The organism is Dorea sp. OM07-5, from assembly GCF_003481355.1.
Taxonomy (GTDB): Bacteria; Bacillota; Clostridia; order Lachnospirales; family Lachnospiraceae; genus Dorea_D; species Dorea_D hominis.
Genome location: NZ_QUKZ01000001.1, coordinates 214,521 through 238,040, shown reverse-complemented (window position 1 = coordinate 238,040; position 23,520 = coordinate 214,521). Strand labels below are relative to the sequence as shown.

General features: G+C 42.2%; 33 protein-coding genes. 7 read left to right on the top strand and 26 right to left on the bottom strand.

The window, feature by feature from the left end; genetic code table 11:
- Positions 1 to 6 precede the first annotated feature (6 nt).
- From truA to arcC, 5 genes are all read right to left on the bottom strand, one after another.
- The gene (truA, locus tag DXC04_RS01205) at positions 7 to 741 is read right to left on the bottom strand and encodes a tRNA pseudouridine(38-40) synthase TruA (RefSeq protein WP_021860873.1); all 735 of its coding nucleotides are present in this window, start codon (positions 739 to 741) and stop codon (positions 7 to 9) included.
- Positions 742 to 809: 68 nt separating this feature from the next.
- Complete coding sequence (gene nrdR / locus DXC04_RS01200; RefSeq protein WP_021860874.1) at positions 810 to 1,271, bottom strand: transcriptional regulator NrdR; 462 nt, start codon at positions 1,269 to 1,271, stop codon at positions 810 to 812.
- 79 nt (positions 1,272 to 1,350) lie between these two features.
- Positions 1,351 to 1,662, bottom strand: a complete 312-nt coding sequence (locus DXC04_RS01195) for a PRC-barrel domain-containing protein (protein WP_330426405.1) — start codon at positions 1,660 to 1,662, stop codon at positions 1,351 to 1,353.
- A 97-nt stretch (positions 1,663 to 1,759) separates the two neighbouring features.
- Entirely contained in the window at positions 1,760 to 1,945 is a 186-nt protein-coding gene (locus DXC04_RS01190) for a ferredoxin (RefSeq protein WP_021860876.1), read from the bottom strand.
- Positions 1,946 to 2,006: 61 nt separating this feature from the next.
- Positions 2,007 to 2,936 carry a carbamate kinase gene (arcC, locus tag DXC04_RS01185; RefSeq protein ID WP_021860877.1) on the bottom strand — a complete coding sequence of 310 codons (930 nt, stop codon included), beginning with the start codon at positions 2,934 to 2,936 and terminating at the stop codon, positions 2,007 to 2,009.
- A gap of 167 nt (positions 2,937 to 3,103) precedes the next feature.
- On the opposite strand from arcC, the gene dapB reads away from it, so the two are divergent.
- Both dapB and DXC04_RS01175 read left to right on the top strand, forming a co-directional pair.
- Positions 3,104 to 3,904, top strand: a complete 801-nt coding sequence (dapB, locus tag DXC04_RS01180) for a 4-hydroxy-tetrahydrodipicolinate reductase (RefSeq protein WP_118659582.1) — start codon at positions 3,104 to 3,106, stop codon at positions 3,902 to 3,904.
- Positions 3,905 to 4,041: 137 nt separating this feature from the next.
- A complete protein-coding gene (locus DXC04_RS01175) occupies positions 4,042 to 4,359 on the top strand; it encodes a YbjQ family protein (protein WP_021860879.1) in 318 nt (105 codons plus the stop codon).
- Between the two features lie 165 nt (positions 4,360 to 4,524).
- Here the strand turns inward: DXC04_RS01175 and DXC04_RS01170 are convergent, their stop codons facing one another.
- The 18 genes from DXC04_RS01170 to DXC04_RS01080 form a co-directional block, all read right to left on the bottom strand.
- A complete protein-coding gene (locus DXC04_RS01170) occupies positions 4,525 to 5,133 on the bottom strand; it encodes a nicotinate-nucleotide adenylyltransferase (protein ID WP_243112076.1) in 609 nt (202 codons plus the stop codon).
- 123 nt (positions 5,134 to 5,256) lie between these two features.
- Positions 5,257 to 6,819 carry a PH domain-containing protein gene (locus tag DXC04_RS01165; protein WP_158580408.1) on the bottom strand — a complete coding sequence of 521 codons (1,563 nt, stop codon included), beginning with the start codon at positions 6,817 to 6,819 and terminating at the stop codon, positions 5,257 to 5,259.
- Positions 6,794 to 7,303 (bottom strand): PH domain-containing protein, encoded by a 510-nt coding sequence (locus DXC04_RS01160; RefSeq protein WP_243112075.1) that lies wholly within the window; start codon positions 7,301 to 7,303, stop codon positions 6,794 to 6,796. Before DXC04_RS01160 ends, DXC04_RS01165 begins: the two co-directional genes overlap by 26 nt.
- Before the next feature lie 127 nt (positions 7,304 to 7,430).
- Positions 7,431 to 8,156, bottom strand: a complete 726-nt coding sequence (locus tag DXC04_RS01155; RefSeq protein WP_207722410.1) for an oxidoreductase — start codon at positions 8,154 to 8,156, stop codon at positions 7,431 to 7,433.
- A gap of 116 nt (positions 8,157 to 8,272) precedes the next feature.
- Positions 8,273 to 8,578: a thioredoxin gene (gene trxA / locus DXC04_RS01150; protein WP_021860886.1), complete on the bottom strand. Its 306-nt coding sequence runs from the start codon at positions 8,576 to 8,578 to the stop codon at positions 8,273 to 8,275.
- A gap of 144 nt (positions 8,579 to 8,722) precedes the next feature.
- Positions 8,723 to 9,733 carry an aldo/keto reductase gene (locus tag DXC04_RS01145; protein ID WP_199692511.1) on the bottom strand — a complete coding sequence of 337 codons (1,011 nt, stop codon included), beginning with the start codon at positions 9,731 to 9,733 and terminating at the stop codon, positions 8,723 to 8,725.
- A gap of 69 nt (positions 9,734 to 9,802) precedes the next feature.
- Entirely contained in the window at positions 9,803 to 10,330 is a 528-nt protein-coding gene (locus tag DXC04_RS01140) for a nitroreductase (RefSeq protein WP_118659576.1), read from the bottom strand.
- A 299-nt stretch (positions 10,331 to 10,629) separates the two neighbouring features.
- Positions 10,630 to 11,823 (bottom strand): site-specific integrase, encoded by a 1,194-nt coding sequence (locus DXC04_RS01135; RefSeq protein WP_055152828.1) that lies wholly within the window; start codon positions 11,821 to 11,823, stop codon positions 10,630 to 10,632.
- Between the two features lie 79 nt (positions 11,824 to 11,902).
- Positions 11,903 to 12,106, bottom strand: coding sequence for an excisionase (locus DXC04_RS01130; protein ID WP_009905235.1), 204 nt, complete (start codon positions 12,104 to 12,106; stop codon positions 11,903 to 11,905).
- A 431-nt stretch (positions 12,107 to 12,537) separates the two neighbouring features.
- Positions 12,538 to 12,798 carry a helix-turn-helix domain-containing protein gene (locus tag DXC04_RS01120; protein ID WP_005933821.1) on the bottom strand — a complete coding sequence of 87 codons (261 nt, stop codon included), beginning with the start codon at positions 12,796 to 12,798 and terminating at the stop codon, positions 12,538 to 12,540.
- Complete coding sequence (locus DXC04_RS01115) at positions 12,779 to 13,219, bottom strand: RNA polymerase sigma factor (protein WP_021421424.1); 441 nt, start codon at positions 13,217 to 13,219, stop codon at positions 12,779 to 12,781. The genes DXC04_RS01120 and DXC04_RS01115 overlap by 20 nt, the downstream gene beginning before the upstream one ends.
- Positions 13,220 to 13,682: 463 nt before the next feature.
- The gene (locus tag DXC04_RS01110) at positions 13,683 to 14,420 is read right to left on the bottom strand and encodes an ABC transporter permease (RefSeq protein ID WP_005933814.1); all 738 of its coding nucleotides are present in this window, start codon (positions 14,418 to 14,420) and stop codon (positions 13,683 to 13,685) included.
- An 8-nt stretch (positions 14,421 to 14,428) separates the two neighbouring features.
- Positions 14,429 to 15,160 (bottom strand): ABC transporter permease, encoded by a 732-nt coding sequence (locus DXC04_RS01105; protein ID WP_021421426.1) that lies wholly within the window; start codon positions 15,158 to 15,160, stop codon positions 14,429 to 14,431.
- Positions 15,153 to 16,076 carry an ABC transporter ATP-binding protein gene (locus DXC04_RS01100; protein WP_118659574.1) on the bottom strand — a complete coding sequence of 308 codons (924 nt, stop codon included), beginning with the start codon at positions 16,074 to 16,076 and terminating at the stop codon, positions 15,153 to 15,155. Before DXC04_RS01100 ends, DXC04_RS01105 begins: the two co-directional genes overlap by 8 nt.
- Positions 16,077 to 16,091: 15 nt before the next feature.
- Entirely contained in the window at positions 16,092 to 16,859 is a 768-nt protein-coding gene (locus DXC04_RS01095) for an ABC transporter permease (protein WP_021421428.1), read from the bottom strand.
- Positions 16,860 to 16,964: 105 nt separating this feature from the next.
- Positions 16,965 to 17,888: a sensor histidine kinase gene (locus DXC04_RS01090; RefSeq protein WP_005933807.1), complete on the bottom strand. Its 924-nt coding sequence runs from the start codon at positions 17,886 to 17,888 to the stop codon at positions 16,965 to 16,967.
- 1 nt (position 17,889) lies between these two features.
- Positions 17,890 to 18,588, bottom strand: coding sequence for a response regulator transcription factor (locus tag DXC04_RS01085; RefSeq protein WP_005933804.1), 699 nt, complete (start codon positions 18,586 to 18,588; stop codon positions 17,890 to 17,892).
- On the bottom strand, positions 18,581 to 18,769 hold the full coding sequence (locus tag DXC04_RS01080) for a helix-turn-helix domain-containing protein (protein WP_025578756.1): 189 nt from the start codon (positions 18,767 to 18,769) through the stop codon (positions 18,581 to 18,583). Before DXC04_RS01080 ends, DXC04_RS01085 begins: the two co-directional genes overlap by 8 nt.
- A gap of 160 nt (positions 18,770 to 18,929) precedes the next feature.
- Here DXC04_RS01080 and DXC04_RS01075 point away from each other — a divergent pair, with 160 nt between their 5' ends.
- The 5 genes from DXC04_RS01075 to DXC04_RS01055 all read left to right on the top strand — a co-directional run bounded on the left by DXC04_RS01075 (position 18,930) and on the right by DXC04_RS01055 (position 21,857).
- The gene (locus tag DXC04_RS01075; RefSeq protein ID WP_005933802.1) at positions 18,930 to 19,283 is read left to right on the top strand and encodes a helix-turn-helix domain-containing protein; all 354 of its coding nucleotides are present in this window, start codon (positions 18,930 to 18,932) and stop codon (positions 19,281 to 19,283) included.
- Positions 19,284 to 19,547: 264 nt separating this feature from the next.
- Positions 19,548 to 19,877 carry a plasmid mobilization protein gene (locus DXC04_RS01070; RefSeq protein ID WP_015529200.1) on the top strand — a complete coding sequence of 110 codons (330 nt, stop codon included), beginning with the start codon at positions 19,548 to 19,550 and terminating at the stop codon, positions 19,875 to 19,877.
- Positions 19,838 to 21,187 (top strand): relaxase/mobilization nuclease domain-containing protein, encoded by a 1,350-nt coding sequence (locus DXC04_RS01065; RefSeq protein ID WP_117626625.1) that lies wholly within the window; start codon positions 19,838 to 19,840, stop codon positions 21,185 to 21,187. The genes DXC04_RS01070 and DXC04_RS01065 overlap by 40 nt, the downstream gene beginning before the upstream one ends.
- Positions 21,188 to 21,247: 60 nt before the next feature.
- Positions 21,248 to 21,517, top strand: a complete 270-nt coding sequence (locus tag DXC04_RS01060; RefSeq protein WP_015529202.1) for a helix-turn-helix domain-containing protein — start codon at positions 21,248 to 21,250, stop codon at positions 21,515 to 21,517.
- Positions 21,468 to 21,857, top strand: a complete 390-nt coding sequence (locus tag DXC04_RS01055) for a hypothetical protein (protein ID WP_217292091.1) — start codon at positions 21,468 to 21,470, stop codon at positions 21,855 to 21,857. Before DXC04_RS01060 ends, DXC04_RS01055 begins: the two co-directional genes overlap by 50 nt.
- A 144-nt stretch (positions 21,858 to 22,001) precedes the next feature.
- Here DXC04_RS01055 and DXC04_RS01050 read toward each other — a convergent pair whose 3' ends face one another.
- The 3 genes from DXC04_RS01050 to DXC04_RS01040 are packed head-to-tail and all read right to left on the bottom strand — an operon-like array spanning position 22,002 to position 23,517.
- Positions 22,002 to 22,367 carry a cysteine-rich VLP domain-containing protein gene (locus DXC04_RS01050; protein ID WP_005933796.1) on the bottom strand — a complete coding sequence of 122 codons (366 nt, stop codon included), beginning with the start codon at positions 22,365 to 22,367 and terminating at the stop codon, positions 22,002 to 22,004.
- A complete protein-coding gene (locus DXC04_RS01045) occupies positions 22,364 to 22,576 on the bottom strand; it encodes a transposon-transfer assisting family protein (protein ID WP_005933795.1) in 213 nt (70 codons plus the stop codon). The genes DXC04_RS01050 and DXC04_RS01045 overlap by 4 nt, the downstream gene beginning before the upstream one ends.
- Positions 22,573 to 23,517, bottom strand: a complete 945-nt coding sequence (locus DXC04_RS01040) for a hypothetical protein (RefSeq protein ID WP_117767613.1) — start codon at positions 23,515 to 23,517, stop codon at positions 22,573 to 22,575. Before DXC04_RS01040 ends, DXC04_RS01045 begins: the two co-directional genes overlap by 4 nt.
- Positions 23,518 to 23,520 lie beyond the last annotated feature (3 nt).

Below are 23,520 nucleotides of genomic sequence, written 5' to 3'. Positions count from 1 at the left end.
TTCCTTCTAATAATACACTTTTCTTAAAAACAGACCTCTGGCTGGCGCGAGGAATCCGGCAAGGCTTCTGTCTTCTGCCGCAATCACAACCGGAAGCATCGATGCCTCACGCTTGCCGGTACCGATTTCCAGCAAAGTACCTGTCAAGATACGTGCCATATGATATAAGAATCCAGTTCCATAGAAAGTGATACGCACCTTCTCACCGGAACTTACAATCTTGATATTGGTGATCTTGCGGATCGGATCTTTGCAATCCTTATCATCCGTAAAACTTGTAAAGTTCTTCGGTCCCAGCAGATATGGCACGGCCTCACGCATCGCTTCTATATCTAATTTTTCCGGATAATGATAGCAGTATCTTCTGGAAAATACATCCGGTTTTTCTCTGCAGTCAATATAATATTCATATTTCTTGCCTTTGGCACTTTTTCTGGCATGAAATCCATTTCGCACCAGTTCCACCTTCACGATACGGATATCCTCCGGGAGATAACGGTTCAACGAATCCTTCATCTCCTGTGGATCATACAATTTGGAAAGCTTCACACTTGCCACCTGACCTCTTGCATGTACTCCGGCGTCTGTTCTCCCCGAACCGTCTACACGCACGCGGTATCCGACTAATTTGCCAATGCTCCATTCCAGTACAAACTGGATCGTATTGTCTGTCGTCGCCTGCCGCTGCCATCCCTGATACCTGCTTCCATCATAGGAAATCGTTAATTTATATGTTCTCATAGTCTAATCACCCTGTCTATTTGTACTCATCTCACTATATAATATCCTGTACAGAATATTATAAAACTTTATTGTTCCTGTCCGTCCAGAATCTTTTTCAATTCATCCATAAATGTATTCACATCCTTAAACTCCCTATATACAGATGCGAATCTTACATATGCAACTTCGTCCAGATCTTTCAGCGCATCCATAACGATCTCCCCGATCGTACTGCTTGCAATCTCTTTCTCTTCCAGACTGAACACCTGTGTCTCCACAGCTTCCACTGTCTTCTGGATCCTTGCCGCCGATACCGGACGTTTATAACAAGCTCTTAAAATTCCTCTTTCAATCTTGCCTCGGTCATACTGTTCTCTGTTATCATCCTTTTTAATAATGATCAGCGGAATCGTCTCTATCTTTTCATAAGTCGTGAAACGTTTCCCGCATGCATCACAGGATCTGCGTCTGCGGATAGAATTGCCTTCTTCCGCCGGTCTTGAATCTATAACTCTTGTATCTGAATTACCACAATATGGACATTTCATCACACTAAATTCCTTTCATACATTCTATCTTTTAGTATATCGGTTGCTCTTAGAGAAGTCAAACATCAAAAGAAACATTTTACTTTTCTTCATGCATTTCAACCAGAATAATATCCGGTCCAATCCGTTTGATACAGGCAAATGGAATGATGTATTCTCCATCCTCACAGAAAAGATTACAGATCCCCCGCCCTTTTGGTATAATGATTGCTTCAATTTTTCCTTTTTTCTCATCTATGACCAGATCTTCTACATATCCAAGTTTGCAACAGTCACACGCATTGATCACTTCTTTTTCCTGAAATTCACTGAAACGCACACTGACACTTCCGCTCTTATTATTCTTATATTTATTATATGCAGCACGCTGACTATTCGTACGGGTGCACATCTGGTGGAGCGTTTTTATATATCAGGAAAGTTCTTTCCCGATAAATAAAAACAGGGGTACAGTTCTTCACCATACCCCAGTTTATCTTCGCATTTTATTACTCCACAATATCAATCACAGATACCGGACAGTCATCTCTTGCTTCTTTTGCTGCTTCTTCATATTCCGATGCAACTTCTCCACATGCTTCCGCAAGTCCATCTTCATCAAACGAGAATACTTCCGGGCACGTTGTCACACATGCACCGCAGGAAATGCAGCCATCCATCACTCTTGCCTTCATCGGTTACCTCCTTCATTTTTCCGGTAGTATAACCAGATTGCAGACATTTTAAACGAATTTCTTAAGAAATCTTAGTTCCTGTCTTTCCTTTTAAAGCTTCGCCAAGCTTATCAAAAGAAGTAATGAGTGCGCTTCTTCCTTCTCCTTTTTCAATGAAAGAAACAGAAGCACTTAACTTCGGAAGCATATTATACTCTCCGAAATGTCCCTCTTCCATATATTTCTTCGCATTTTCTACGGAAATCTCGCCCAGTGCTTCTTCATTGTCACGTCCGAGATTAATCTTCACCTGATCTACACTCGTCAGAATGATCAGCTCGTCTGCCTGTGTATCCTCTGCCATCTTTCCGGCAGTCAGATCCTTCTCAATGACAGCGCTTGCACCTTTCAAATGGTTATCCTGTTCCAGAACCGGAATACCACCACCACCGCATGCAATAACAATCTGATCTGCATCCAGAAGAGCCTTGATCGCATCAATCTCTACAATGCGTACCGGATTCGGTGCAGACACGATGCGGCGGAACCCTTTGCCTGGTTCCTCTACTACATAATTACCCTTCTTACGCTCCTCATTTGCCTCTTCCACATTCATATAACGTCCAAGGATCTTGGTCGGTGTATAGAATGCTTCATCATATGGATCCACAACTACCTGTGTCAGGATCGTGCTGACTGTTCTGTAAATGCCTCTGTTTAAAAGTTCCTCGCGAATCGCATTCTGAAGGTCATATCCGATATAGCCCTGGCTCATGGCAGAACATACAGACATTGGCGCCGCTGTATAGTTCTCGTGTACTTTTCCAAATTCGTTCATCGCTGTATGGATCATACCTACCTGCGGTGCGTTGCTGTGTGTAATGGCAACCTGATATCCGTCCTCGATCAGATCCGCGATTACTTTTGATGTTTTCTTAACTGCTTCCTGCTGCTCCGGCAAGGTCGTACCAAGGGCACGATGTCCCAGCGCAACGACTACTCTTTTCTTCATGCTCTATACCTCTTATTTTCTGTAAATTTCCTCTCAAGATTATAAAAAGAATTATAGCCTCTTTCTGAAAAAAATGCAACTCCTGCTCGTCTTTTGTGGTAAACTGAAATTATTAAAAGGGATTTCCCGGTACGTGTTGAAAACGTATACGAAAGGAGTTTACATTTATGAAAGTTATCGTAACAGCCCCAAGAGGGAAAATGGGCAAATTGATCACACAGGTTGCAGCCTCCCGTGATGACATGGAACTGGTTGCCGGTATCGGTCCAAAAGGGCGCGATTACATCGGAACAGATCTCGGAACTGTCGCAATGGTCGGAAAAGAACTGCATGTTCCGGTTGTAGATGATCTCGAATCCGTTATTGACAAATGCGATGTGATCATCGATTTTTCTACTAAAGAGATGGCTATGGGAGTTCTGGATCTTGCCATCAGACATAAAAAAGGTCTGGTCTGCGGTTCTACCGGTTTCTCCGACGAAGAGATGAAACGTTTTGAAGATGCTGCTTCTTCTATTCCAATGCTCTATGCAGCCAACACTTCCAAACTCGTCAATGTCATGAATAAAGTTCTGGAATTTATCACAAAGACAGTTGGGGAAGAACTGGACATTGAGATTCTTGAGATGCATGATCAGTGGAAGAAAGATGCACCGAGCGGTACTTCCAAAGAAATGGGTGAGACCATGGCACATGCACTTGGCAAAGAATTATCCGATATCGCTGTATACGGCAGAGAAGGAGTTTCTCCGCGAGAACCTGGAACAATCGGTTATCATTCTCTGCGCGCCGGCAATATTCCAAGTAGCCACACTGTATTCTTTGGTGGCATGGGAGAACGTCTGGAAATCACTCACCACTGCTACAACTGGGAATGTTTCGCAAGAGGCGCCTGCGACTGCGCAGCATATCTTGCTAATAAAGGTCCTGGATATTATACCATTAAGGATGTCCTGCATCTGAGCTAGTCCGGCTCGGGTCAGTCTGGCGGTTTATCTGTAATAACGACTGCCATAGGTCATCCGTAACTACTTTGACAATTTAATTAACAAGATGTCAGGATTTTCCCCTAACATCTTAACATTAATCAGAAAGGATTTTATTTATGATATTAGTAAACACAGATTATATAACCGGAAAGAAATTTGAAATGATCGGACTTGTAAAAGGAAATATGATCCAGTCTGTACATTTTGGAAAAGACCTTGTAAACAGCTTTAAGACACTTGTAGGCGGTGAACTTACTTCTTATACAGAAATGATGAATGAAGCCCGTGCCATCGCCACAAAGCGCATGAGCGAAGAAGCCGAAAAATGCGGTGCCGACGCCGTCATTAATATCCGCTATGCATCCAGTACTGTCGTACAGGGTGCTGCTGAAATCATGGCTTACGGAACTGCAGTAAAATTCGTAGAAGAGTAGTTTCAAAAAGCGCCTGCCATCCTGTTATATTGATATATCCACAAATGGTCTGAATGTTCGGTGCCAGTGAAATATATTGCAAATGGCAGGCGTTTTTTAACTATTAATGCTTTTTCACTATCTACCAATATTGTTTCTATTTTTTAATACTTTTTTCTGCTATTTTTACAGCACCATTTTCTCTTCGATCCGGATTTTCTCCAGATGCTTGATCCTGTCCACGAGATGTGTTTCCGTCAGATACTTATACACGCTCTTCGGGACAAGATGCGCCCATTCTTCATCCATGGCAATACAGCTTCGCACCCATGAAGCACTGACTCCGCGGTCTTTTTCTTCTCTTCGCCAGAGAACTTCTACATCCAGCTTCAAGCTTCGCAGGATCTTATATTTTTCTTCATCCCACGCATCACTGAGTCCCATAAAATACGTCGCATCTTCCGGCATATAATTTGCAATATATTCCGGAAAATTAATCGGAAACGGCAGAATATCATATTCCTGCTCAGGGACTTTAAATTCCTGCATGGCACCTTTTATCATCTCATAACGTTCAAAATACGTCAGCGGATTTGCCGCTTTTGTGGATCGGTTCTGATCATTTACCGAATCGCCGGTCATTCTCCCGTCCGGATTCGTAAGCCCGATATACAGTTTCCGGCACCGCATCTTTGCCGCCAGAATATATTCCATATGCTTTAAATGCAATACCTGAAATCTTCCATTTACAACACCAGTCTCTATCATACTCTCTCCTTTGTTCTTCTCGACCACTCATTTTACAATATCTTTTTCAAAATGCCCTCCACATTTCTACTACGAACTATGCATTCCAAAACGCATGCTATATTATTTTTCTGCACATCTTTGATATTCTTAGTATAATGCGCTCTTCTCTTACCTTGCAAGCAAATATTCTTTCAATTCTTCCACAGCCTCTTCCGGCATATACGGAAGATCATGTCTGGAATCCGATGCCGACGCAAGAAGATATGCATTTCCCTTCACAACACGCAATTTCTTTGCCACTATATTCTGATTAACTGAAAAATACTGGATCTGCGGATAATGCATGTATGTGGTTTCTCGACCAAATACACCGCTTGATACGGCCAGACTCTTCTTATCACAAGCAAATGCATCCGTAACATATCCACCGGCAAGTATCACCAGTACAACCAGCCATCCACCGGCACACACCAGATTGATCCACAGAAAATGCGCTCCTATGATCTCTTTCGCAAGCTGATCTGCTGCCAATAATATAACTGCCCAGATCACTGCCGGGATTGCCTTAAGAAGGATAACCGACTTCTTCTGTCTCTGCATCGGAAGTTCTATTGCTTCTGCAAATTCCGGCAAAAGTTTCTGCATTTTTTCAATCACGTCTGCCCGGCTCTGATACAAAAGGAAAAATGCATCCTTTTCCTCGTCGTCATCTCCCATTCCGACATTGATAAGTTCCACCCGGTATCTCTTAAAAATCCTTGCAATCCATGTCTGTCTCACCGTTACGCCATGAATCCGCTTTACCGGAATTACATAGCTTACTTTCTTTAAAAGTCCGTAAGAAATATAGATCTTATCACTTTTTCGTGTAACCTGATACTGATAATACTTAATAAAATCCTTCACCGTATCCCAGACTGCTGTTGCGCCGATAAAAAATGCTACCGCCCAACCTGATATTATTTCCAGAATATTTTGTCCTGAAATTCCTTCCTGTATGCCAGAAAGCAACTTTGATACGGAGCCTCCGATTCCTCCAACTGCAAGCAAAACAGCAAATAAATTAATCGCAAACACTCCATGCCAGATCATATCATTTACATTTGCTGTCACCGTTGTCTCTGTGATGTTTTTACCGTTTTCCTCATCTGTTATCCCGGCAGTTTCTTTATACGCGCCACTTTCTATCTGATGATTCGTATCCTGCGCATAAACTTCTGCCCCGGAACGGTTACCTTCCGACTCCATAATCGCAAAAACCGTCTGACGGAACCACTCTGCTTTTTCTTTTTTCAGCACCAGTTTTACGTCTGTATCATCTGCCGTTGAGAAACTGTCTGTATCCAGTTTCACAGTGCATGTGCCAAGCATCATTTCCAGAATATTCTGTGAGAGATTGACATTGGAAATATGCTTGATGCCGATCGTCTGCACCTTGCGGTTCCATGTATTTTTCTCAATCACGATTGCCTGCCCCTGAATAGAAATATAAGTTTTCGCCCAACGGCGGAGCTGCCAGAATAAAGCAATCAGGAACAATACAAGAAACAGACTGGCTCCCGCAAACTCATCTGCCAGATGTTCTTTCAGATTATCCATATGCTTTACAATTTCTTTCAGGTCATCCAGTGCCGACCCTGCAAGTACAATCACGATTCCAATAAATATAGTTCCAAATCGTTCAATCACAATGGAGATATGGTTTCTAAATTTCGTTTCTGTCGTTTCCATGTTTTTCCTCCGCTGCGATCTGATTGATCCGCTTCTGTAAATTCTCTGCGATCTGTTCCGCTTTTTCATCTTCCAGAAGATTGATCTCTACATCTCCACCTGCTGTTGTCACAACTACATTTGCCACACCAAATGCTCTGGCAACCGGACCTCTCTCCACCTGCAGTTTATGTAACCGTTCCATCGGAACAATATTGCGTTCTATGAAAAGATACCCTTCGACCGTATCTATACATTCTTCATCTATGTGATAACCATATCTCCGGTACCGGAAATACGGGCTGATCACACAGTTCAGAATGATCAGAACAACGAGCACCAAGGATATTATCTCGCCAATCCGGATATCTTTTGGACTGAGCCAGAATGCATTTACGCAGATGATCGCTGCCAGCAGAATAACACTTAAGATCACGGTCGACACATACATGCACCACATCGCACGTTTACTGAGTCGTTCGTATTTCATCTTCTCTTCTCTCATTGATTTTCTCCTTGTAACTAGTCGTTTCTATTCTAGCACAAATAAACCACCATTACAAAAAAAGAAGATACTGTTCTGCACTGATATACAGCACACCACGGTATCTTCTCCTTTATAATCTTCTTTTTTAATGAATGGAAACATTTAGTCCATACTCTTCCATAATACCTTTCAACTTCTGCATGTATTCTTCACTCGGCGGAGTCGCCTCAGCCACCGGTTTATCACTGATGCGAAGATATTTCATTACTCCAAGATTATGGTACGGCAATAATTGAATCATTGTAACTGCATCTCCTAATTCTTTACAAAATTCTGCCGTCTTTCTGATATTTTCTTCATCATGATTAAATAACGGAATGACCGGAATACGAATTTGTAATTTTTCTTTCATTTTAGCTGCATCTTCCAGATTGATTCCATGCGGATAGTGTAATGGCTGATTCATATATGGTGCAAGATTCTGCATTGCATGCAGACCTCTCGATACATGCAGCAAATCAATTTTATCTTCAATTTCCCGGGCAAATGCAATCTCATCATCCAATGACGGTGAGCCTTCTACCATATCACTTGCATTGATTCGATATTCAATTGCCATTGTATTTCCTATTTTTTTTCGAATTGCTGCTAAAAGTTCTTTTGTAAATCTTGATGCATTTTCAATTGTATCCGCACTATATTCATCTGTTCTTCGATTAATCACTTTAGATAAAAAACACCCCGGAAGCTGTCCATGCGCTCTATGCACAACCAGACTGTCAAATCCGCAACGTTTTGCCCGCTCCGCTGCATTTGCAAAATCTTCTATAATTTCTTTCAGCTGTTCTTTTGTTAAATCTGTAGGATCCAGCTCTACTATTTAAATACAAAAACCGGAAAATTCTTGGATAAAATAAGAGACAGGAAATATTACGCACCTTTGAGGAATCACCCACTACATATTTCCTGCCTCTTATTTTTATTATTCTAAAGCATCTCTAAAATAGCTTCTTTTGACTGTGCGCCTACGGTTCTGGCTGCCACTTCTCCATTCTTGAATACAAACAGCATCGGAATGGAAAATACCTTGTACTGTCTTGCAATCTCTGGGTTCTCATCCACATCAATCTTGCACACTTTAATATCTGTTCTTTCCTCTGCAATCTCTTCTATGATCGGTCCCACCATCTGGCACGGTCCACACCAGGTTGCCCAGAAATCAACCAGTACCGGTTCTTTTGCCTGTAATACTTCCTGTTCAAAAGTATCATTTGTCACATGAATCACTGCCATATCTATCGTCCTTTCTTCTATTCTTCTTAAAGTTAGTTTTTCTGTTTTTCAGCTATTATTATACTATATTTTGAAAATATTTTCGTAGCATTTGTTACATATTTTTAACTTTTAATGGCTCTTTCCTTTTCCTCCGCATCATCTTTATGCTTTGCTGATCCGATCAATCGCATCCAGTTCTTCTTTTGTAAATGATATATTTTGCAATGCTGCAATATTATCCAGGATCTGTTCCGGTCTGGATGCTCCGATCAATACGGAACATACGTCTCCATCTTTTAAAATCCACGCAAGCGCCATTTGCGCCAGTGACTGTCCACGAAGCTTTGCGATTTCATTCAACGCTGTTGTTTTCTTTACCAGTTCCGCTGTAATATCGGATTTGTGTAAAAATCGCGGATCTCTCGCTGCGCGGCTGTCTTCTGGAATTCCATGCAAGTATTTATCTGTCAGACACCCCTGCGCCAGTGGACTGAACGCAATAATTCCAACACCGTTTTCCCTGCAACAGTCTTTTACACCATCCTCTTCAATCGTCCGGTCATAAATTGAATAGCGGCGCTGATTTACGATAAACGGACAATGTCTTTCACGCAGCAACTCTACCGCCCGTTTTGTATATTCTTCGTTATAATTTGATACGCCTGCGTACAGTGCTTTTCCACTGCGCACAATATCGGTAAGAGTATCCATCGTCTCTTCCAGTGGTGTATTCGGATCCATTCTGTGATGATAAAATACATCTACATAATCCAATCCTAACCGCTTCAGACTCTGATCAAGACTTGCCATCAGATATTTTCTGCTGCCGCCGTCCCCATAAGGACCATCCCACATATCATATCCTGCTTTCGTTGCAATGACCAGCTCGTCCCGGTATGGCATAAAATCGTCTTTTAAAATCCTTCCAAGACTCTTCTCGGCACTTCCATACACCGGGCCATAGTTATTTGCCACATCAAACTGTGTAATTCCATTGTCAAATGCGGTTCTGCACATTGCTTTCATATTATCATAGTTATCTTTTGAACCGAAATTATGCCACAATCCAAGTGACACAGCCGGGAACTTAAGTCCGCTTCTCCCAACACGGTTATATGTCATCTTCTCATAGCGGTCTGCTGCCGCTGTATAAATATCTGCTATATCTGCCATTCTTCTGTCCTTCCTTTCAACTGTCTGATTTGCATATTGTTTTCTCTGATTGTGTAACGCTGTTCCTTTTTACTCAATCCAGAATACTCTTCCTTCTTTTCTGTCGGTTGCCTGCGGCAGTTCTCCATCCGCATATCCGACAGCACAGTGGGCAATTCCTTCCCATTCGCCTTCGATTCCTAATTTCTTCAATAACTGCTTGTATTCCGACATCTCAAATTCTTCTTTTGCACGGTGGATCCAGATGCTTCCAAGTCCCAGTGTATGTGCGGCAAGCATCATATTTCCCATAACAAGGCTTCCATCATAAACACAAGTGGATCTCTCCTTATTTGCTAACACAAGCAAAATCGCCGGTGCACCGTAAAATGGATCAAAGCCTTCATCCCAGCCACCAATCTTGCGGTTGATCTCTGATAACTCATCGCGAAGTTCTTTATTTGTCACAGCGATTGTAATAGTTGCCTGCTGTCCCATGCCATTTGCTGCATACAGACCTGCTTCAATGATCTGCTCCAGATCCTGCTTTGCCGGCATGTCCGGTTTGAATTTACGGATACTGCGGCGTTCTTCCATTGCTTTTATTATTTCATTCATATTCATGACCTCCAATCAATCTTTCAAACTACCGTCTATTATATATGATTTTATTTGATTTAGAATACTCTTTTTCGCTTTTTCCCATTCTGTCATATTAAAATTGCCTCTTGTTTTTCAGCAAATCACAAAGTAATTTTTGATTATCTTTTCAAAAGTTCTTATATGCCGGTATAGCCTATTGTTACAGGCTTTTCCGGCATTTTTTGTTATGGAAGATACTCTCAAATCTTCTTATATCCCCGTATGTTTTGATGTTCAAAAGTAGTATGTGGAGTAGTAAATTCTCCGTTTACTACTTATGCAATTAGCCGCTTCATTTCTGTTATCGACGTTTCGGAAGTCGTATGCGCGTAATAGTTCAGCGTCATATTGATGTTGGAATGTCCCATGATGTACTGCAATGCTTTGGGGTTCATTCCCGCATTTGCTAACGTGGTGCAGAATGTGTGGCGTAAGGTGTGCGGTGTCATTACTTTTGGCAATGCTACCTTTTGCGTTTTGTTGTATTTCCTCACAAGTCCTCGGAACATACTTTCATAGTTGACCGCCACTTTTGGCAAGCCGTTCCGGTTAAGGAACAGAAATTTTGTGTAGCCCTCTAAAATAATAGGCTGTGCATATTTCCGTTTGTTCAGCACCCGCTGAAATGCTTCCAACACTTTTTCACTCATAGGAATAACCCGGTTGCCGCTTTTCGTCTTAGGTGTTTCCACATAGTAGCCCACGTCTGCAATTTTCAAAAGTTGGTGGTCTACATTGATAAGCTGTTTGTCTAAGTCAATGTCAGCTTCCGTCAGTCCGCAGAGTTCCGAAATGCGAAGCCCTGTCCCTAACAGTATGATAATCTCGTCGTAGTATTTCTGATAGACTTTATCATGCTGCACAAAGGACAGAAAAGCCGCTTCCTGCGTAGGGGATAGAGGTTCCTTTGGTTCCGTATCATCTTCAAGGACGGTGTTCAACTGGAAGTCAAATGGATTTTTACGAATACAATCGTCCTGTATGGCTGTGTAAAAGGCAGCCTTTAAGGAACGCTTGTGGTTGTTAATAGTCTTGAAGCCGTAACCTTTTTCTTTCATGCGTAACGCCCATTCCTTTGCGTCGGAGAGCTTCACATTTTCAATCCGACAGGCTCCAAGTTTATCCTCCTGCAAAATCCGCATGAGCTGTTTTCGCCCCTGCTTTGTACCATGCCGCACATTTGCCCGGTGGCGTATCTGCTTTGCGTAGAGTTGGCAGACCGTCATTTTCTTTCCGATATGGTCGATACCGTCGTCAAGGTCTTTTTGGATTTCTTTCTCTTTTTCCCTCAACGCTATATCGTCGCGCTTTCCTGCCGGGGTTTTGTCCGTAGGCACTAACTTCCAAGAATAAACAAACTGCGGTTTCCCAAAGGTATCTATATATTTGTAGGCATATCTTCCGTCTTTTCTCTGGCTCTCTCCGGTTCGGAGAATACGATTTTTATTATCCCGTCTTTTTTCCGACATCGTTATGCTCCTTTCCATAATGGAAAGAGCCTTGATATGCTTGACTACATTGTACCACATTCAAGGCTCGATTTCACTATCAGATTGCGTCCACCGTATCAATCATTTTTTCAAACTGCTTACGCTTAATCTGAATACGGTTTCCGTTCATCATTACCCAGTCCGGGACGGGATTTTCTTCTGCCAGTTTCCGCAGCTTGCTTTCTCCGATACGGAAATATTTTGCTGCTTCTTCTATGGTAAGCGTGTACTTTTCCCAAATCGGCACGTCGTTATTGTTCAATTTGTCGTCCCCCTTTCTTAACGGGTCAAAAATCAATCTGTGACATAGGCTTTAATCGGACGGCTATTAGCGTAACCTCATGGGAGTTGCACCCCTCCGGCGGTCTGCCGAAGCCCTACCCATTGCCTGCGACGCTTCTAACGCTCGGACTATGGCTGTAAGGAAGTATCATTATATATTCTGTGCGTTATCGCCCGCAGGGTGCTATCCCTACTTTACGGTGTGGTATTTCTCGCTCGCTTTTCGGTTAAGAAAAAGGTCATGGCGTACCCACCGCATGGCTCGGCACAAAAGGAACGTATCCGATTTGCCTTATGCTGCGTCGCCGTTCTCTTGCGTCGCTTTCTTTGTCAAGGTTCAAAATGGCTGTGCTGCCGCGTCAGCAGCGGAACGGAAAAGGGGGAGTAAAGACGTTCCACCGCCGATTGCGGTTATTTTTCTGTTCTAAAATTGAGGACAGCCATCATCAGTTTGGCTTGCAGCCGTTCCCGAATGTCGTTGTCTATACCAAAATAAACATTTCCACGCTCGTCATATAACTTTCGCATGGATAAACGGGCTATATAACCGCTGAAATGCTGCAAGACCATTTTCATAGCGTCCGGGTCGCCCTTTGTCGCTGCCACAATGACAGGATAAGGAACAAGGGCATTTTCAGGGTAGCCGGGTTGATTACCATTCGTCCCATTCATCAGCATTTTCCTCCAAATATTTTCTTAATTGTTCAAAAGAGCTTGTCCGTCTGTACTGTATTGTACTTCTCGGTGTATTGAGCAACTCTGCAATTTCTGTATCGCTCATTCCCTCGAAATAATACAGCAATATGGCTTTGCGCTTTTCTTCCGGCAAAGTACGGATTGCTTCAAGAAGCAACTTCGGCGTGATTTTCTTTCCGGCTTTTTCAAAGACGGTTTCAGCAGTTTCCCGTTTGAAATATTCATCAAAGGTATGTAGCTGTCGCGCTTCATCTAAGGTCATGTCGGAAAAGGTTACTTCCTTTGCCTTATGTGTACGAAGCTCTCTATGAGCGTCGCACGCTTCATTGTGCAATACCGCATTGCAATACTTCTGAAAAGAACATTGCTTATAAAACTCCCTGCTATTAGGTTCCACATTCTCACCTCCTTTCTCGTTGAAAGTTGGTGGTGCTTCCCCCTTTTCGCGGGGTAATACGGAGCTTTGAAAAAATGCCAAATATTTTCGGAAATTTTTTCAAAAATTTTTTTAAGCATACAAAATGCGCCCGTCCGCAAAAAAACGCGGACAGGCGCATAGGAATAATAAAAAGTATTTAGATGATTTAATAGTTCATATCTAAGGGTAGGAATATCCCCGGTGGCGGTCGGGCTTTTTTTGATAAATCAAAGAATGTAAGAATTTGTTGTTGTGGTTTATAACTCATGGCGGCTACCTCCTAAAGCCGCCATGTCTACATGGTTAAGGGTCGTCGTACAGACAAAAAGAAACGGCGGCTCTGAAAATCAAAGCCGCCGAAATAGAATAGGCGCGTGAAAATATGGCTGCTCTGCGACGGCTTTTTTTCTTTGCCGTCGTCCGGCAGATGTTGGTTGTATCATTACTTATTTTTGATTGTTTTTTTAGATATTAAAATCAAGACAGAAAACAATCCACAAAAGAACAAACTCATAAGGCTAATAATGATTTCTCCAAAGGTGGCAGAATAATAGCCGGAAATATTGAATGTAGCAGTAATAGGATAGCAAGCCGAAAGAACATCGGATATACTTGTGAATAATCCTGCAAAAGAATAAATTACTGTAAAAATCAAAGCAAGCCAATAGCCTTTCTTTATTCTTGATACAACCGCAATAACAGGTGCAATAGCAAAGAAAATCCCAATGCCGTCAAGTAAATAGATTTTGAAAAAACTTAAAATCATTTTGATAGACAAGCCCCTAAAATGTAAAATAACTTCAACTAAAAATGTAATGCCGAAAAGCAGCAAATAAAAGAGTACGCTAAATGCAAAAGTAATAAGTAATTTTGCAATCGTCATTTTAGCTTCACTTATAGGAATTAAACGTAATGATTTAATAGTATCTTCTTGTTCCTCACGACAAATCATATAGCTCCCCAAAAGTGCAATAACCGCAGGAAGAACAAAAAAAGTTGCTAAAGACTGTGCTGCGTTCATAAACCACCCTGCGTCATCTATATAGCGTTTTTCCCCAAAAGAAAACTGCCCTTGAGTAAAAACAATAATTGCAACCATAATAACTGCGAATATGGCGACCAACACAATTTTTGAACGTCGGAGTTTTTGATGTTCTGCCCAAATCAATTCTTTCATCATTCAATCACTCACTTTCTATGCTTTAAGGAAATGTACGCAAATACGATAGAAACAATAGTCCATATACCGATACAAAAAAGTGCAGCCGGAATATTGACTTCCTGTGCCAAAATAACACCGGGAATATCTCGCATGATAATTGCTGTTGCACTGGATAGAGGGTGTAGGTACATATTAACCATAAGCAAAATAAAGCTAAGAAAGGTGTAAACCAGTGTCACACATACAGGGAGTATATAGTTCTTCCCGGCAGCTGCAACCGCTAAAAGTGGTAATATGGAAAATGCGGTAAGTATGGCGATTTCAATACATTTCTTAAATAGATAACTGATACTATTCCATTCAAAGGTTATATAACCGGGAAGCATACCGAAAAATACAGACGCTATGGCTGTAAGCAACATAAAACAAACGGAATAAGACAGTACAACAATAAATTTGCTAAAAAAATATCCTGTCTTGCTAATCGGTATAATCCACAACTGTTTGAGCATATCGTTTTGATTTTCGTCATACATGAGCATAGTAGAAACCAAACCCAATACAACAGGAAGTATAATCCAAGCTGTATAGCTGAATGTAGTCCACTTATAAAATTGTAATGGTTCAATAACTGTTTTATCAGCACTTCTGAAATAAAAAACTGCAAGAAGTGGCATGAAAAGAGCGGATAACAGCATTAACACAATAAATTTTTTTCGACGCAGTTTAAGAAACTCTGCCTGTATCAGCCTAAGCAATTCCTTCTCCTCCTGTGATTTTTTTGAAATAGTCCTCTAATGTATCATTGCATAGCTGAGAACTGATAACAGCTATATCCTGTACCACAAGAGCTTTATTGACAGCAGCCATATCCAACGAAGTGTCATAAATCCGCAGGGTGTGTTCGTCCTGTACGGAATATTCGGTAACCCCAAACTGCCTTTCCAAAACAAGAGAAGTTTTCGGTATATCAGAAACTTGCAGAAGTATATACTTACTGTTTTTCTTTTGTAGCTCATTCATGCTGTTTTCTTCCAGTAGTACACCATGGTCAATAATGCCGATGTCATCAGCCAGTAGTGCAATTTCGGACAGAATATGACTGGAAATAAGAATTGTTTTTCCGCGCTCGATACTTAAAGTCTTAATAAAGTCCCTTACTTCTGCAATGCCTATCGGGTCAAGACCGTTTGTGGGTTCATCTAAGATTAGCAGTTCAGGGTCATGTAAAATAGCATTTGCTATTCCAAGACGCTGCTTCATTCCAAGAGAATACTTGCTAAACAATTTTTTGTCCCGATAAGGCAGACCGACAATCTCCAAGGCGTTTTTTACTGCATTTGGCGCAGCAGTACCGCGCAGTTTTGCAAATATCTCCAAGTTTTCCGTACCTGTTAAATTCGGATAAAAGCCGGGTGTTTCAATAATAGCACCAATCCGGGGATATACTCTTTTTTCCCTCCCTTTGATATTTTGACCGAATACGTCTACTTCGCCGGAAGTAATATCGGTCAACCCAAAAATCATTTTCATAATTGTGGTTTTACCCGCCCCATTACGCCCCAACAGCCCATATATCTGTCCTTGTTTCACATGGATATTAACAGAATTGACTACCGTTTGCTCTCCATAAGTTTTTGTCAGTTGTTTTGTTTCAATTACATATTTATTCATCATATATCCTCACTTTCAATAGGTCTGTTTCCGCAATGCAAGTACGGAAACAATGGCTGAAATACTTCCAATTACCAAAAGAGAAATTAAACAGATATTCGGAGATATAGTTATTTCTATTCCTCCCGCCCATTTCTTAACCATTTCTGCTGCGTCAGATGAAATATAGGGATAAATTCCCATAACACTCGCCAGTGGGTGCAGTCCCATAATCCCCGACGGAATAAGCACGACAGGCACAAGATAAAGTAATGCAGCCCCAATCGGTAGAACATATCCCTTTGCCAATGTTGCTAAAAAAATAACGGGGAGCATTGCAAGTGGAACTAACACGCCACCGGCTAAAAATAATAATCCCGCCTGTAAAATTGTTTCCGTATTCAAATCTGTAAAGCCGCCTGCAAGAAAGCCGCCAAGAATACAGATTGCAAAAGTAAGCAGACATAGTGCTAATGACATAAAAATTACCACTGCTATCTTTGAAAAATAAAGTTGCGTTTTGGAAATCGGAATAATCAGAAGTCCTTTTAAGGTATCATTTTTCTGTTCATCAAAGAACAATGTGGTTGCAAACATACTCAACACAATAGGCAGAAACAAACTTGTAAGGTTCTTAAATGCCAATGTGTATAAATCACTAAAACTATTCATTAGTGAGCTACTTCTTGATATACTGAAAGCACGTTCAACTGCGAATATTCCTAAAATTGCAGTTAGAATAAAGATACCTAAGACTGTCTTATTGCGTTTCCATTTCAGCATTTCAGTAGAAATGATAGTCATTGTCTTTTCCTCCTTTCTACCTCCCATTATATAGTATCAACCTTGCCATAACCTTGCCGAAACCTTGCTTTTTTCTTGTTTTATAGCAGGAAAGCCCCGCATTATTTACAGGGCTTTGGGAAGCAATATAGTAAATACAGTCCCTTTATCAGAGCTGTTTTCAGCGGTAATGGTTCCTTTGTGAACACTGATAAGCTCTTTAGCAATCGCCAGTCCTAAACCATTTCCCTTTGCAGACCGCGACTGGTCGCACTGGTACATTCTTTCAAAAATATGTGGCAGCTTATCGGGAGCTATTCCTTTTCCATTATCTGAAATTATAATTTTAGCTTGTTGTATATCTTCACAAATATGCAGTGCCATTTTATCTCCCGCACTATGGATAATAATATTTTGAAAAAGATTGTTAAGTACGCGGGTATATGCGTTTACATCTATGTGAATAAAATACTCTGTTTCGGGTATGACAAACTCATATTCAAAATGATTGCTTTCTAAGACGGGAATCCAATCCGCTATAATGTTGCGGGATAACTCGTTAAGGTCAAATTTTTCAAAATGAAAAATCTGCTCTCCGGAATCCAGTTTTACCCATTCAAACAAATTTTCCACAAAGGATTTCATATAGTGGGCTTTTTCATGTGCGACATGGATATATTCGTCCTTTTCCTCTCCAATAACAATTTTGTTTTCAACCGCTTCCAGATAACCTACAAGAGAAGCAAGCGGGGTCTTTACATCATGTGAAAGACTTGTCATCAGCCGTTTATATGCCTGTTCAGATTGTCTTTGCCGTATAAGCTGCGCCTGACTGTTTACTGCTATTTTGTTAATGTCATAGCAAATTGTTTTTGTCATATCGTTTTCGCCTGCTAAAATACGTCGGTTCAAATTCCCGCCCTTTATATCCTCTAAGGCGTCTTTTATCAGCGCAAGCTGTGTCCGCACACGCCGTAAGACAAAAAGGAGATACATAATAATAAGCAGCATAAGGGCTATCACTATGAAAAGATAAACATTTATATCCATGTTACGCCTCCTTGTTAAAACGGTAGCCGACACCCCGGACAGTTAAAATGTAAAAGGGGTGGTCGGGGTCTGGCTCAATCTTTTTCCTTAATTTGCTAATAAAAGACATAATATTGCTATCATCAAAAGCGTATTCTTCCTCCCATACCTGTGAATAAATTTGTTTTTTGGTAAATACTCGTCCTTTGTTGGAAGCAAGAAAGAGAAGTAAATCAAATTCTTTTCCTGTAAGCAAAACGGGAATATCTTTGACCGTAACTGTACGATTTAATTTGTCAATTACCATATCTTTCAACGATATGCTGTCTATGTCTGCCGTAAAGGGGTTTAAGGTGGTATATCGCCGGATAAGGGAATTGACACGCGCCAAAAGCTCGTTAATACCAAATGGCTTTGTCAAGTAGTCGTCTGCTCCCAGTCGCAGACCGAAAACCTTATCTTCTTCGCTGCTTTTTGCAGTAAGCATAAGCACCGGGATATTGCTTGTATCTCTAATTTTTTGGAGAATCTGAAACCCGTCTATATCCGGCAGCATTACGTCCAAAATAATAAGGGAATAGCTATCTTTATTTTCATCAATTAGACGAACCCCCTCAATACCGTTATATACAGTTACGGCTGATAATTTTTCCTGCTCTATGCACTTTTTCATAAGAGCGCAAAGCTCTTTATCATCATCTATAATCAAAACTTTATTCATGGTGCAGCTCCTTTCCTCGTTTTGTTCTCCCGTCAATCGGTTTTTCAGCGTCCTTTGGTATCAGCCACATATATCCAAGTTTTGAAACACCCGGTATGCGGTTTTCTCTGCAAAGTACCTGTACCCGCCTTTCAGAAATTCCCCATTTCTTCGCTGCTTCGGGGCAAGACATATATTCCATAACACCCAAGTCCTTTCTACAAATCATATCAGTATAATTATAGTCGGACATACGAATAATAGCAAGTATATAAATATGAATTATTATGGCTAATTAGTGGAACTGTATAGACATATCCAAGAAGAAAGGGGAACAGTAAAATGTAACTGGGTGAATAAATATGGCAAAAAGACCAGTAGAAAAATATGACTTCAAAGCCTTTGGAGAAGCGATAAAAGCTGCGCGGACAGGACGCAAGGAAAGCCGCAAACAGGTAAGTGATGAAATGTATATTTCCCCTCGCTACCTTGCGAATATTGAGAATAAAGGACAGCACCCCAGTCTGCAAATCTTTTTTGAGCTTATGCTCCGTTACAATATATCCGTAGACCAGTTTCTTTTAGATACGCCCGTCGGAAAAGATACAAAGCGGCGGCAGCTCGACGCTCTGCTTGATGATATGAGCGATAACGGCATACGGATTGTAACAGCAACCGCAAAGGAAATTTCAGAAGTCGAAAAAGAGGACAAATAGAAACGTCCGGCAAAATTGAATATGGATTTTCGGAAGCGTTGTAATCTTTTTTGAGATTGCAGCGTTTTTCTTTTGCATAAGTTCGGCAAAATGGTTTTTTCTCCGTAGAGGGAAATAAGGACATAAAAGATAAAAAACTTTCTTAGCAAGCATAGGAAAAGAGTACCCTTTTCCGTATTTTCGCCCTCCCGCCCTGCGGTGCGTCGGTTAAAAATTGCTTGTTGGGAAGTGTCCCAAACCCTCGGAATGGAAAGGAACGATTGCATGAACGGACGCAAAAGAAAAGTACAAATCAAATTCTATGTAACAGAGGAAGAACGGGCATTGATTGAACAGAAAATGAAGCTCGTCCCTACCCAAAATATGGCGGCGTATCTTCGCAAGATTGCCATTGACGGGTATATCATTCAGACAGACCATAGCGACATAAAAGCCATGACAGCGGAGATACAGAAAATCGGGGTCAACGTCAATCAGATTGCAAAGCGTGTCAATGCGACAGGCAGCGTCTACCAAGAGGACATAGAGGAAATAAAGGGGGTGCTTGCGGAGATATGGCGGTTACAAAGATTAAGCCTATTAAAAGCACGTTGAGCAAAGCCCTTGATTATATCCAAAACCCGGATAAGACAGACGGGAAAACGCTTGTGTCCTCCTTTGGGTGCAGCTATGAAACGGCAGATATTGAGTTTGAATATACTTTGTCGCAGGCTCGGCAGAAAGGGAACAACTTAGCCTTTCATCTGATACAATCGTTTGAACCGGGAGAGGTGGACTGTGAGAAAGCCCACACAATCGGAAAACAGCTTGCCGACGCGGTAACAAAGGGACAGCATGAATACGTCTTGACTACCCACATAGACAAAGGGCATATCCATAACCATATCATTTTTTGTGCGGTCAACTTTGTTGACTACCATAAGTACAATTCCAATAAGCGCAGTTACTACGGCATACGGAACATAAGTGATAAGCTGTGCAGGGAAAACGGGCTGTCCGTTGTCATTCCGGGTAAAGGCAGTAAGGGAAAAAGCTATGCAGAATATCAAGCGGAAAAGACGGGAACAAGTTGGAAAGGCAAGCTAAAAATTGCCGTTGATACACTTATCCCCCAAGTAGCAAGTTTTGAAGAATTATTGCAGCGGTTACAGGCGGCGGGCTATGAGATAAAACCGGGAAAATATATCTCCTGCCGCGCTCCCGGACAGGAACGCTTTACCCGCTTAAAAACCCTCGGTGCAGATTATACAGAGGAAGCAATCAAAGAACGGATTGCAGGCAAGCGCACAAAGGCAGCGAAAGCTCCCAAAGAGCAGCGCGGCGTATCGCTGCTTATCGACATTGAAAGTAGTATCAAGGCACAAGAGAGCCGGGGCTATGAACAGTGGGCGAAAATCCATAATCTGAAACTGGCTGCAAAAACTATGAATTTCTTGACAGAACACAAGATTGAGCAGTACGCGGATTTAGTCAGCCGGATTGAAGAAATAAATGCGGAAAATGAAAAGACAGCAGACGCATTAAAGAGCGTGGAGAAACGTCTTGCAGACATGGCGGTGCTGATGAAGCACGTTACCACCTACCAAAAAACAAAAACCGTCTATGAAGCATACCGCAGGGCAAAGGATAAGGACACATACCGGGCAAAGCAGGAAAGCAGTCTGATACTCCATGAAGCGGCGGCAAAGGCATTGAAAGCGGCGGGCGTTACCAAGCTCCCCAATCTTGCCGCCATGCAGGAAGAATACGGGAAGCTCCAAGCGCAGAAAGAAGCCCTTTACACTGATTATGGCAAGCTGAAAAAACAGGTCAAGGAATACGACGTTATCAAACAGAACATAGACAGTATTTTAAGACTGGAAAAAGAACCGGAACGGGGCAGGGAAACCGAACGCTTACAGTAGAAATATCTATAAAAGCGTGGTAGGATAAAGGTATTCCAATATAGACAGGAGCGTGAAAACATGGCAGACCAAACGATACCCGATTATGAAACCATAAGCGCCGCCGTTACCGGAGAAACATGGGCGGTGGAAAAGGTGCTTATGTGCTACAAGGACGAAATCGACAGGCAGGCAACTGTAAAGAAACGTCAGCCGGACGGAACATTCAAACTGGAAATTGATGAAGATATGCGCCAGTATATCACAATGAAGCTGATAGAAGCCCTCCCCCAGTTTCCCCTTGAAGAAATGGAAAGAGAGGAAAAAAGAAATCGGGACAAAAAATCATAAAAAGGTAGACGGGAAGCTGCTGCGGACAGATAAGCAGTTCCGGCATTTGAAGCAACGGCAGAAAGAAACTATCAGTACATGGCTTTATGAGGAATACCGCCGTCTTTGGATAGAAAAGGGACAGGAGCCGCATAAGTACAACAACCGGGAAATCGTTGCCGCTGTTATGGAACGGATAGAAGCTGCGGGGATATGGCTGCCGGAACAGGAAGTAACAAAATATTTTTACCGCAGGAAAACCCATTACCGGAACCGGATAGAAAAAGAATTACAGCCGAAGCCGGAAATGCAGGATAAAGACAGTCAGACACAAAAAGAACAGGGCGCAGGAAGCCAGTAATGACCTCCCGCACCCTGTTCTTTTATAGGTACTGATTTTAAAATGTTACGCAGTAGAACCCCCATTTTAAGGGAAAAGGTATTCTGTATCGCCTATGCCAGTTTCACGTCATTTATGCCCTGTAAATCAAGGCTTTTTTTGCCCTTATCGCGTAACCGCCGCACGCCGTTTCCTCATGCGCTCGGCTGCCTGTCTGCGGGTAATCCGCTTCCGGCAGTCCGGGCAGTATTTGACGCTGTTCGATTTTGATACAAAGAACGTGCCGCACTCGGTACAACGCTTTTTGTCCTCTGTCTTGAAAAGCTCTGCATACAGTAGCTTATCAAGAGGAAGTACGGCAATTTGAAACCACTTGCATAAAAGCGAACAGGAAATGAGCTGCGGGCAGACACATTCCTCCCCGTCGTCCAGTAAGATACAGTGTCCGCGCTCGCAGTTGCAGCACTCCTTTTTTACAAGGCTGTTGACTTTTCGGCTCTGTGGCGGCGTAAGCCGCTTACCCCCGGTCATACTTCATCAGCGGCGAAAATGGCAAGCTCCGCATACTCGTTTTCTGTTAGCGGGGAAATTTTCTGTAAGGTGCGTTCTGCAAAGGGGCGCATATCCTCGTCCATGAACGGCAGCGCAGCCGTCATATTTTCCATAAGCTGTGCTTTGCTTCCCTCATGGTAAATACTCAACAGGTTCATTTCTTCAACGGTCAGTCTAATCATGCTCATACCTCCAATTCGTGATGTTTTGATTTTGCTGTCTTTTTCGGGACTTTTGGGGATTTTTCTGTTTGTAACTGCGCCCGGACAGAGGGAGGGGACTGTTTCATCTCTTTCTTCCTCTCGCTTTTATCTATCAGCGCATAAACGCCATGCCTGCCCTCCAACGTAGATAAGGAAAGGCTTTTGTAAGGGAGCATGGAAAGCAGCCGTTCCATATCCTTATCCGTTGCCAGTGGAACAAAGTAGGGAGAAAGTTCTACCGCACAATGGGTCTTTTCGGGGCTGTCCGGTTCTCCAAGCCCTTTTACATTTTCCACAATCCGGCGGGCTTCTGTTTCAATCTGTCTATCATGCAGGGCGGCGATATGTAACTGAAAATCCCTCTGCGTATGCGGTGTTCGTTTTTTCTGCTGTTCCCTCAAAAGGCTTTTTAAGGCTTCCGGGTCGTTTGGCTGTGCTTCAAAACGTATAAACTTTCCAAGTTGCGGGTCAGTGTCCCCGTCAAAATATTGTCCGGCAGGCTTTGTCAGCTCCCCATGCTCATAAATCAGCGTGTAGTTGTCGGCAGGGATTGATTTTTCGATTACTTCCCGGAAATGCTGCAAATAATCCAGTTCATAAAGATTGCCCTTGATTTTTTCCTGCTCTGTGCCTGTCAGTTCCACCGCATAGGCAAGGATAGTATCGCGGGTCTGTTCCCCGTAAAACCGCCATGTATTATGCTGCCTTGTGTCCTTTAGAAAAACGTCCCGTTCCCGGAAGCAGCACGTCCCGGACGGGCGGGAAAACCACAAAAGCCGTTTGTCCTCCGGGATAAGGCTTACCGCCGCTTTCCGCAAAATCTGTTTGTCTATGTCAAAATCGCTCTGATAAAAAGCGGTGTTCTGTTTCATTATGGCTTCAAGGGAAGCAATAACGTCCACATTTTCAAATTTTTGTAACTTCATAGG

Excerpts from the sequence above, each read along its gene's own strand:
- truA (WP_021860873.1), bottom strand. The coding sequence starts at position 741 with ATGAGAACATATAAATTAACGATTTCCTATGATGGAAGCAGGTATCAG.
- nrdR (WP_021860874.1), bottom strand. The coding sequence starts at position 1,271 with ATGAAATGTCCATATTGTGGTAATTCAGATACAAGAGTTATAGATTCA.
- DXC04_RS01195 (WP_330426405.1), bottom strand. The coding sequence starts at position 1,662 with ATGTGCACCCGTACGAATAGTCAGCGTGCTGCATATAATAAATATAAG.
- DXC04_RS01190 (WP_021860876.1), bottom strand. The coding sequence starts at position 1,945 with ATGAAGGCAAGAGTGATGGATGGCTGCATTTCCTGCGGTGCATGTGTG.
- arcC (WP_021860877.1), bottom strand. The coding sequence starts at position 2,936 with ATGAAGAAAAGAGTAGTCGTTGCGCTGGGACATCGTGCCCTTGGTACG.
- dapB (WP_118659582.1), top strand. The coding sequence starts at position 3,104 with ATGAAAGTTATCGTAACAGCCCCAAGAGGGAAAATGGGCAAATTGATC.
- DXC04_RS01175 (WP_021860879.1), top strand. The coding sequence starts at position 4,042 with ATGATATTAGTAAACACAGATTATATAACCGGAAAGAAATTTGAAATG.
- DXC04_RS01165 (WP_158580408.1), bottom strand. The coding sequence starts at position 6,819 with ATGGAAACGACAGAAACGAAATTTAGAAACCATATCTCCATTGTGATT.
- DXC04_RS01160 (WP_243112075.1), bottom strand. The coding sequence starts at position 7,303 with ATGAGAGAAGAGAAGATGAAATACGAACGACTCAGTAAACGTGCGATG.
- trxA (WP_021860886.1), bottom strand. The coding sequence starts at position 8,578 with ATGGCAGTGATTCATGTGACAAATGATACTTTTGAACAGGAAGTATTA.
- DXC04_RS01145 (WP_199692511.1), bottom strand. The coding sequence starts at position 9,733 with ATGGCAGATATAGCAGATATTTATACAGCGGCAGCAGACCGCTATGAG.
- DXC04_RS01140 (WP_118659576.1), bottom strand. The coding sequence starts at position 10,330 with ATGAATGAAATAATAAAAGCAATGGAAGAACGCCGCAGTATCCGTAAA.
- DXC04_RS01135 (WP_055152828.1), bottom strand. The coding sequence starts at position 11,823 with ATGTCGGAAAAAAGACGGGATAATAAAAATCGTATTCTCCGAACCGGA.
- DXC04_RS01120 (WP_005933821.1), bottom strand. The coding sequence starts at position 12,798 with ATGAATGGGACGAATGGTAATCAACCCGGCTACCCTGAAAATGCCCTT.
- DXC04_RS01110 (WP_005933814.1), bottom strand. The coding sequence starts at position 14,420 with ATGATGAAAGAATTGATTTGGGCAGAACATCAAAAACTCCGACGTTCA.
- DXC04_RS01100 (WP_118659574.1), bottom strand. The coding sequence starts at position 16,076 with ATGAATAAATATGTAATTGAAACAAAACAACTGACAAAAACTTATGGA.
- DXC04_RS01095 (WP_021421428.1), bottom strand. The coding sequence starts at position 16,859 with ATGACTATCATTTCTACTGAAATGCTGAAATGGAAACGCAATAAGACA.
- DXC04_RS01090 (WP_005933807.1), bottom strand. The coding sequence starts at position 17,888 with ATGGATATAAATGTTTATCTTTTCATAGTGATAGCCCTTATGCTGCTT.
- DXC04_RS01085 (WP_005933804.1), bottom strand. The coding sequence starts at position 18,588 with ATGAATAAAGTTTTGATTATAGATGATGATAAAGAGCTTTGCGCTCTT.
- DXC04_RS01080 (WP_025578756.1), bottom strand. The coding sequence starts at position 18,769 with ATGGAATATATGTCTTGCCCCGAAGCAGCGAAGAAATGGGGAATTTCT.
- DXC04_RS01075 (WP_005933802.1), top strand. The coding sequence starts at position 18,930 with ATGGCAAAAAGACCAGTAGAAAAATATGACTTCAAAGCCTTTGGAGAA.
- DXC04_RS01070 (WP_015529200.1), top strand. The coding sequence starts at position 19,548 with ATGAACGGACGCAAAAGAAAAGTACAAATCAAATTCTATGTAACAGAG.
- DXC04_RS01065 (WP_117626625.1), top strand. The coding sequence starts at position 19,838 with ATGGCGGTTACAAAGATTAAGCCTATTAAAAGCACGTTGAGCAAAGCC.
- DXC04_RS01060 (WP_015529202.1), top strand. The coding sequence starts at position 21,248 with ATGGCAGACCAAACGATACCCGATTATGAAACCATAAGCGCCGCCGTT.
- DXC04_RS01050 (WP_005933796.1), bottom strand. The coding sequence starts at position 22,367 with ATGACCGGGGGTAAGCGGCTTACGCCGCCACAGAGCCGAAAAGTCAAC.
- DXC04_RS01045 (WP_005933795.1), bottom strand. The coding sequence starts at position 22,576 with ATGAGCATGATTAGACTGACCGTTGAAGAAATGAACCTGTTGAGTATT.
- DXC04_RS01040 (WP_117767613.1), bottom strand. The coding sequence starts at position 23,517 with ATGAAGTTACAAAAATTTGAAAATGTGGACGTTATTGCTTCCCTTGAA.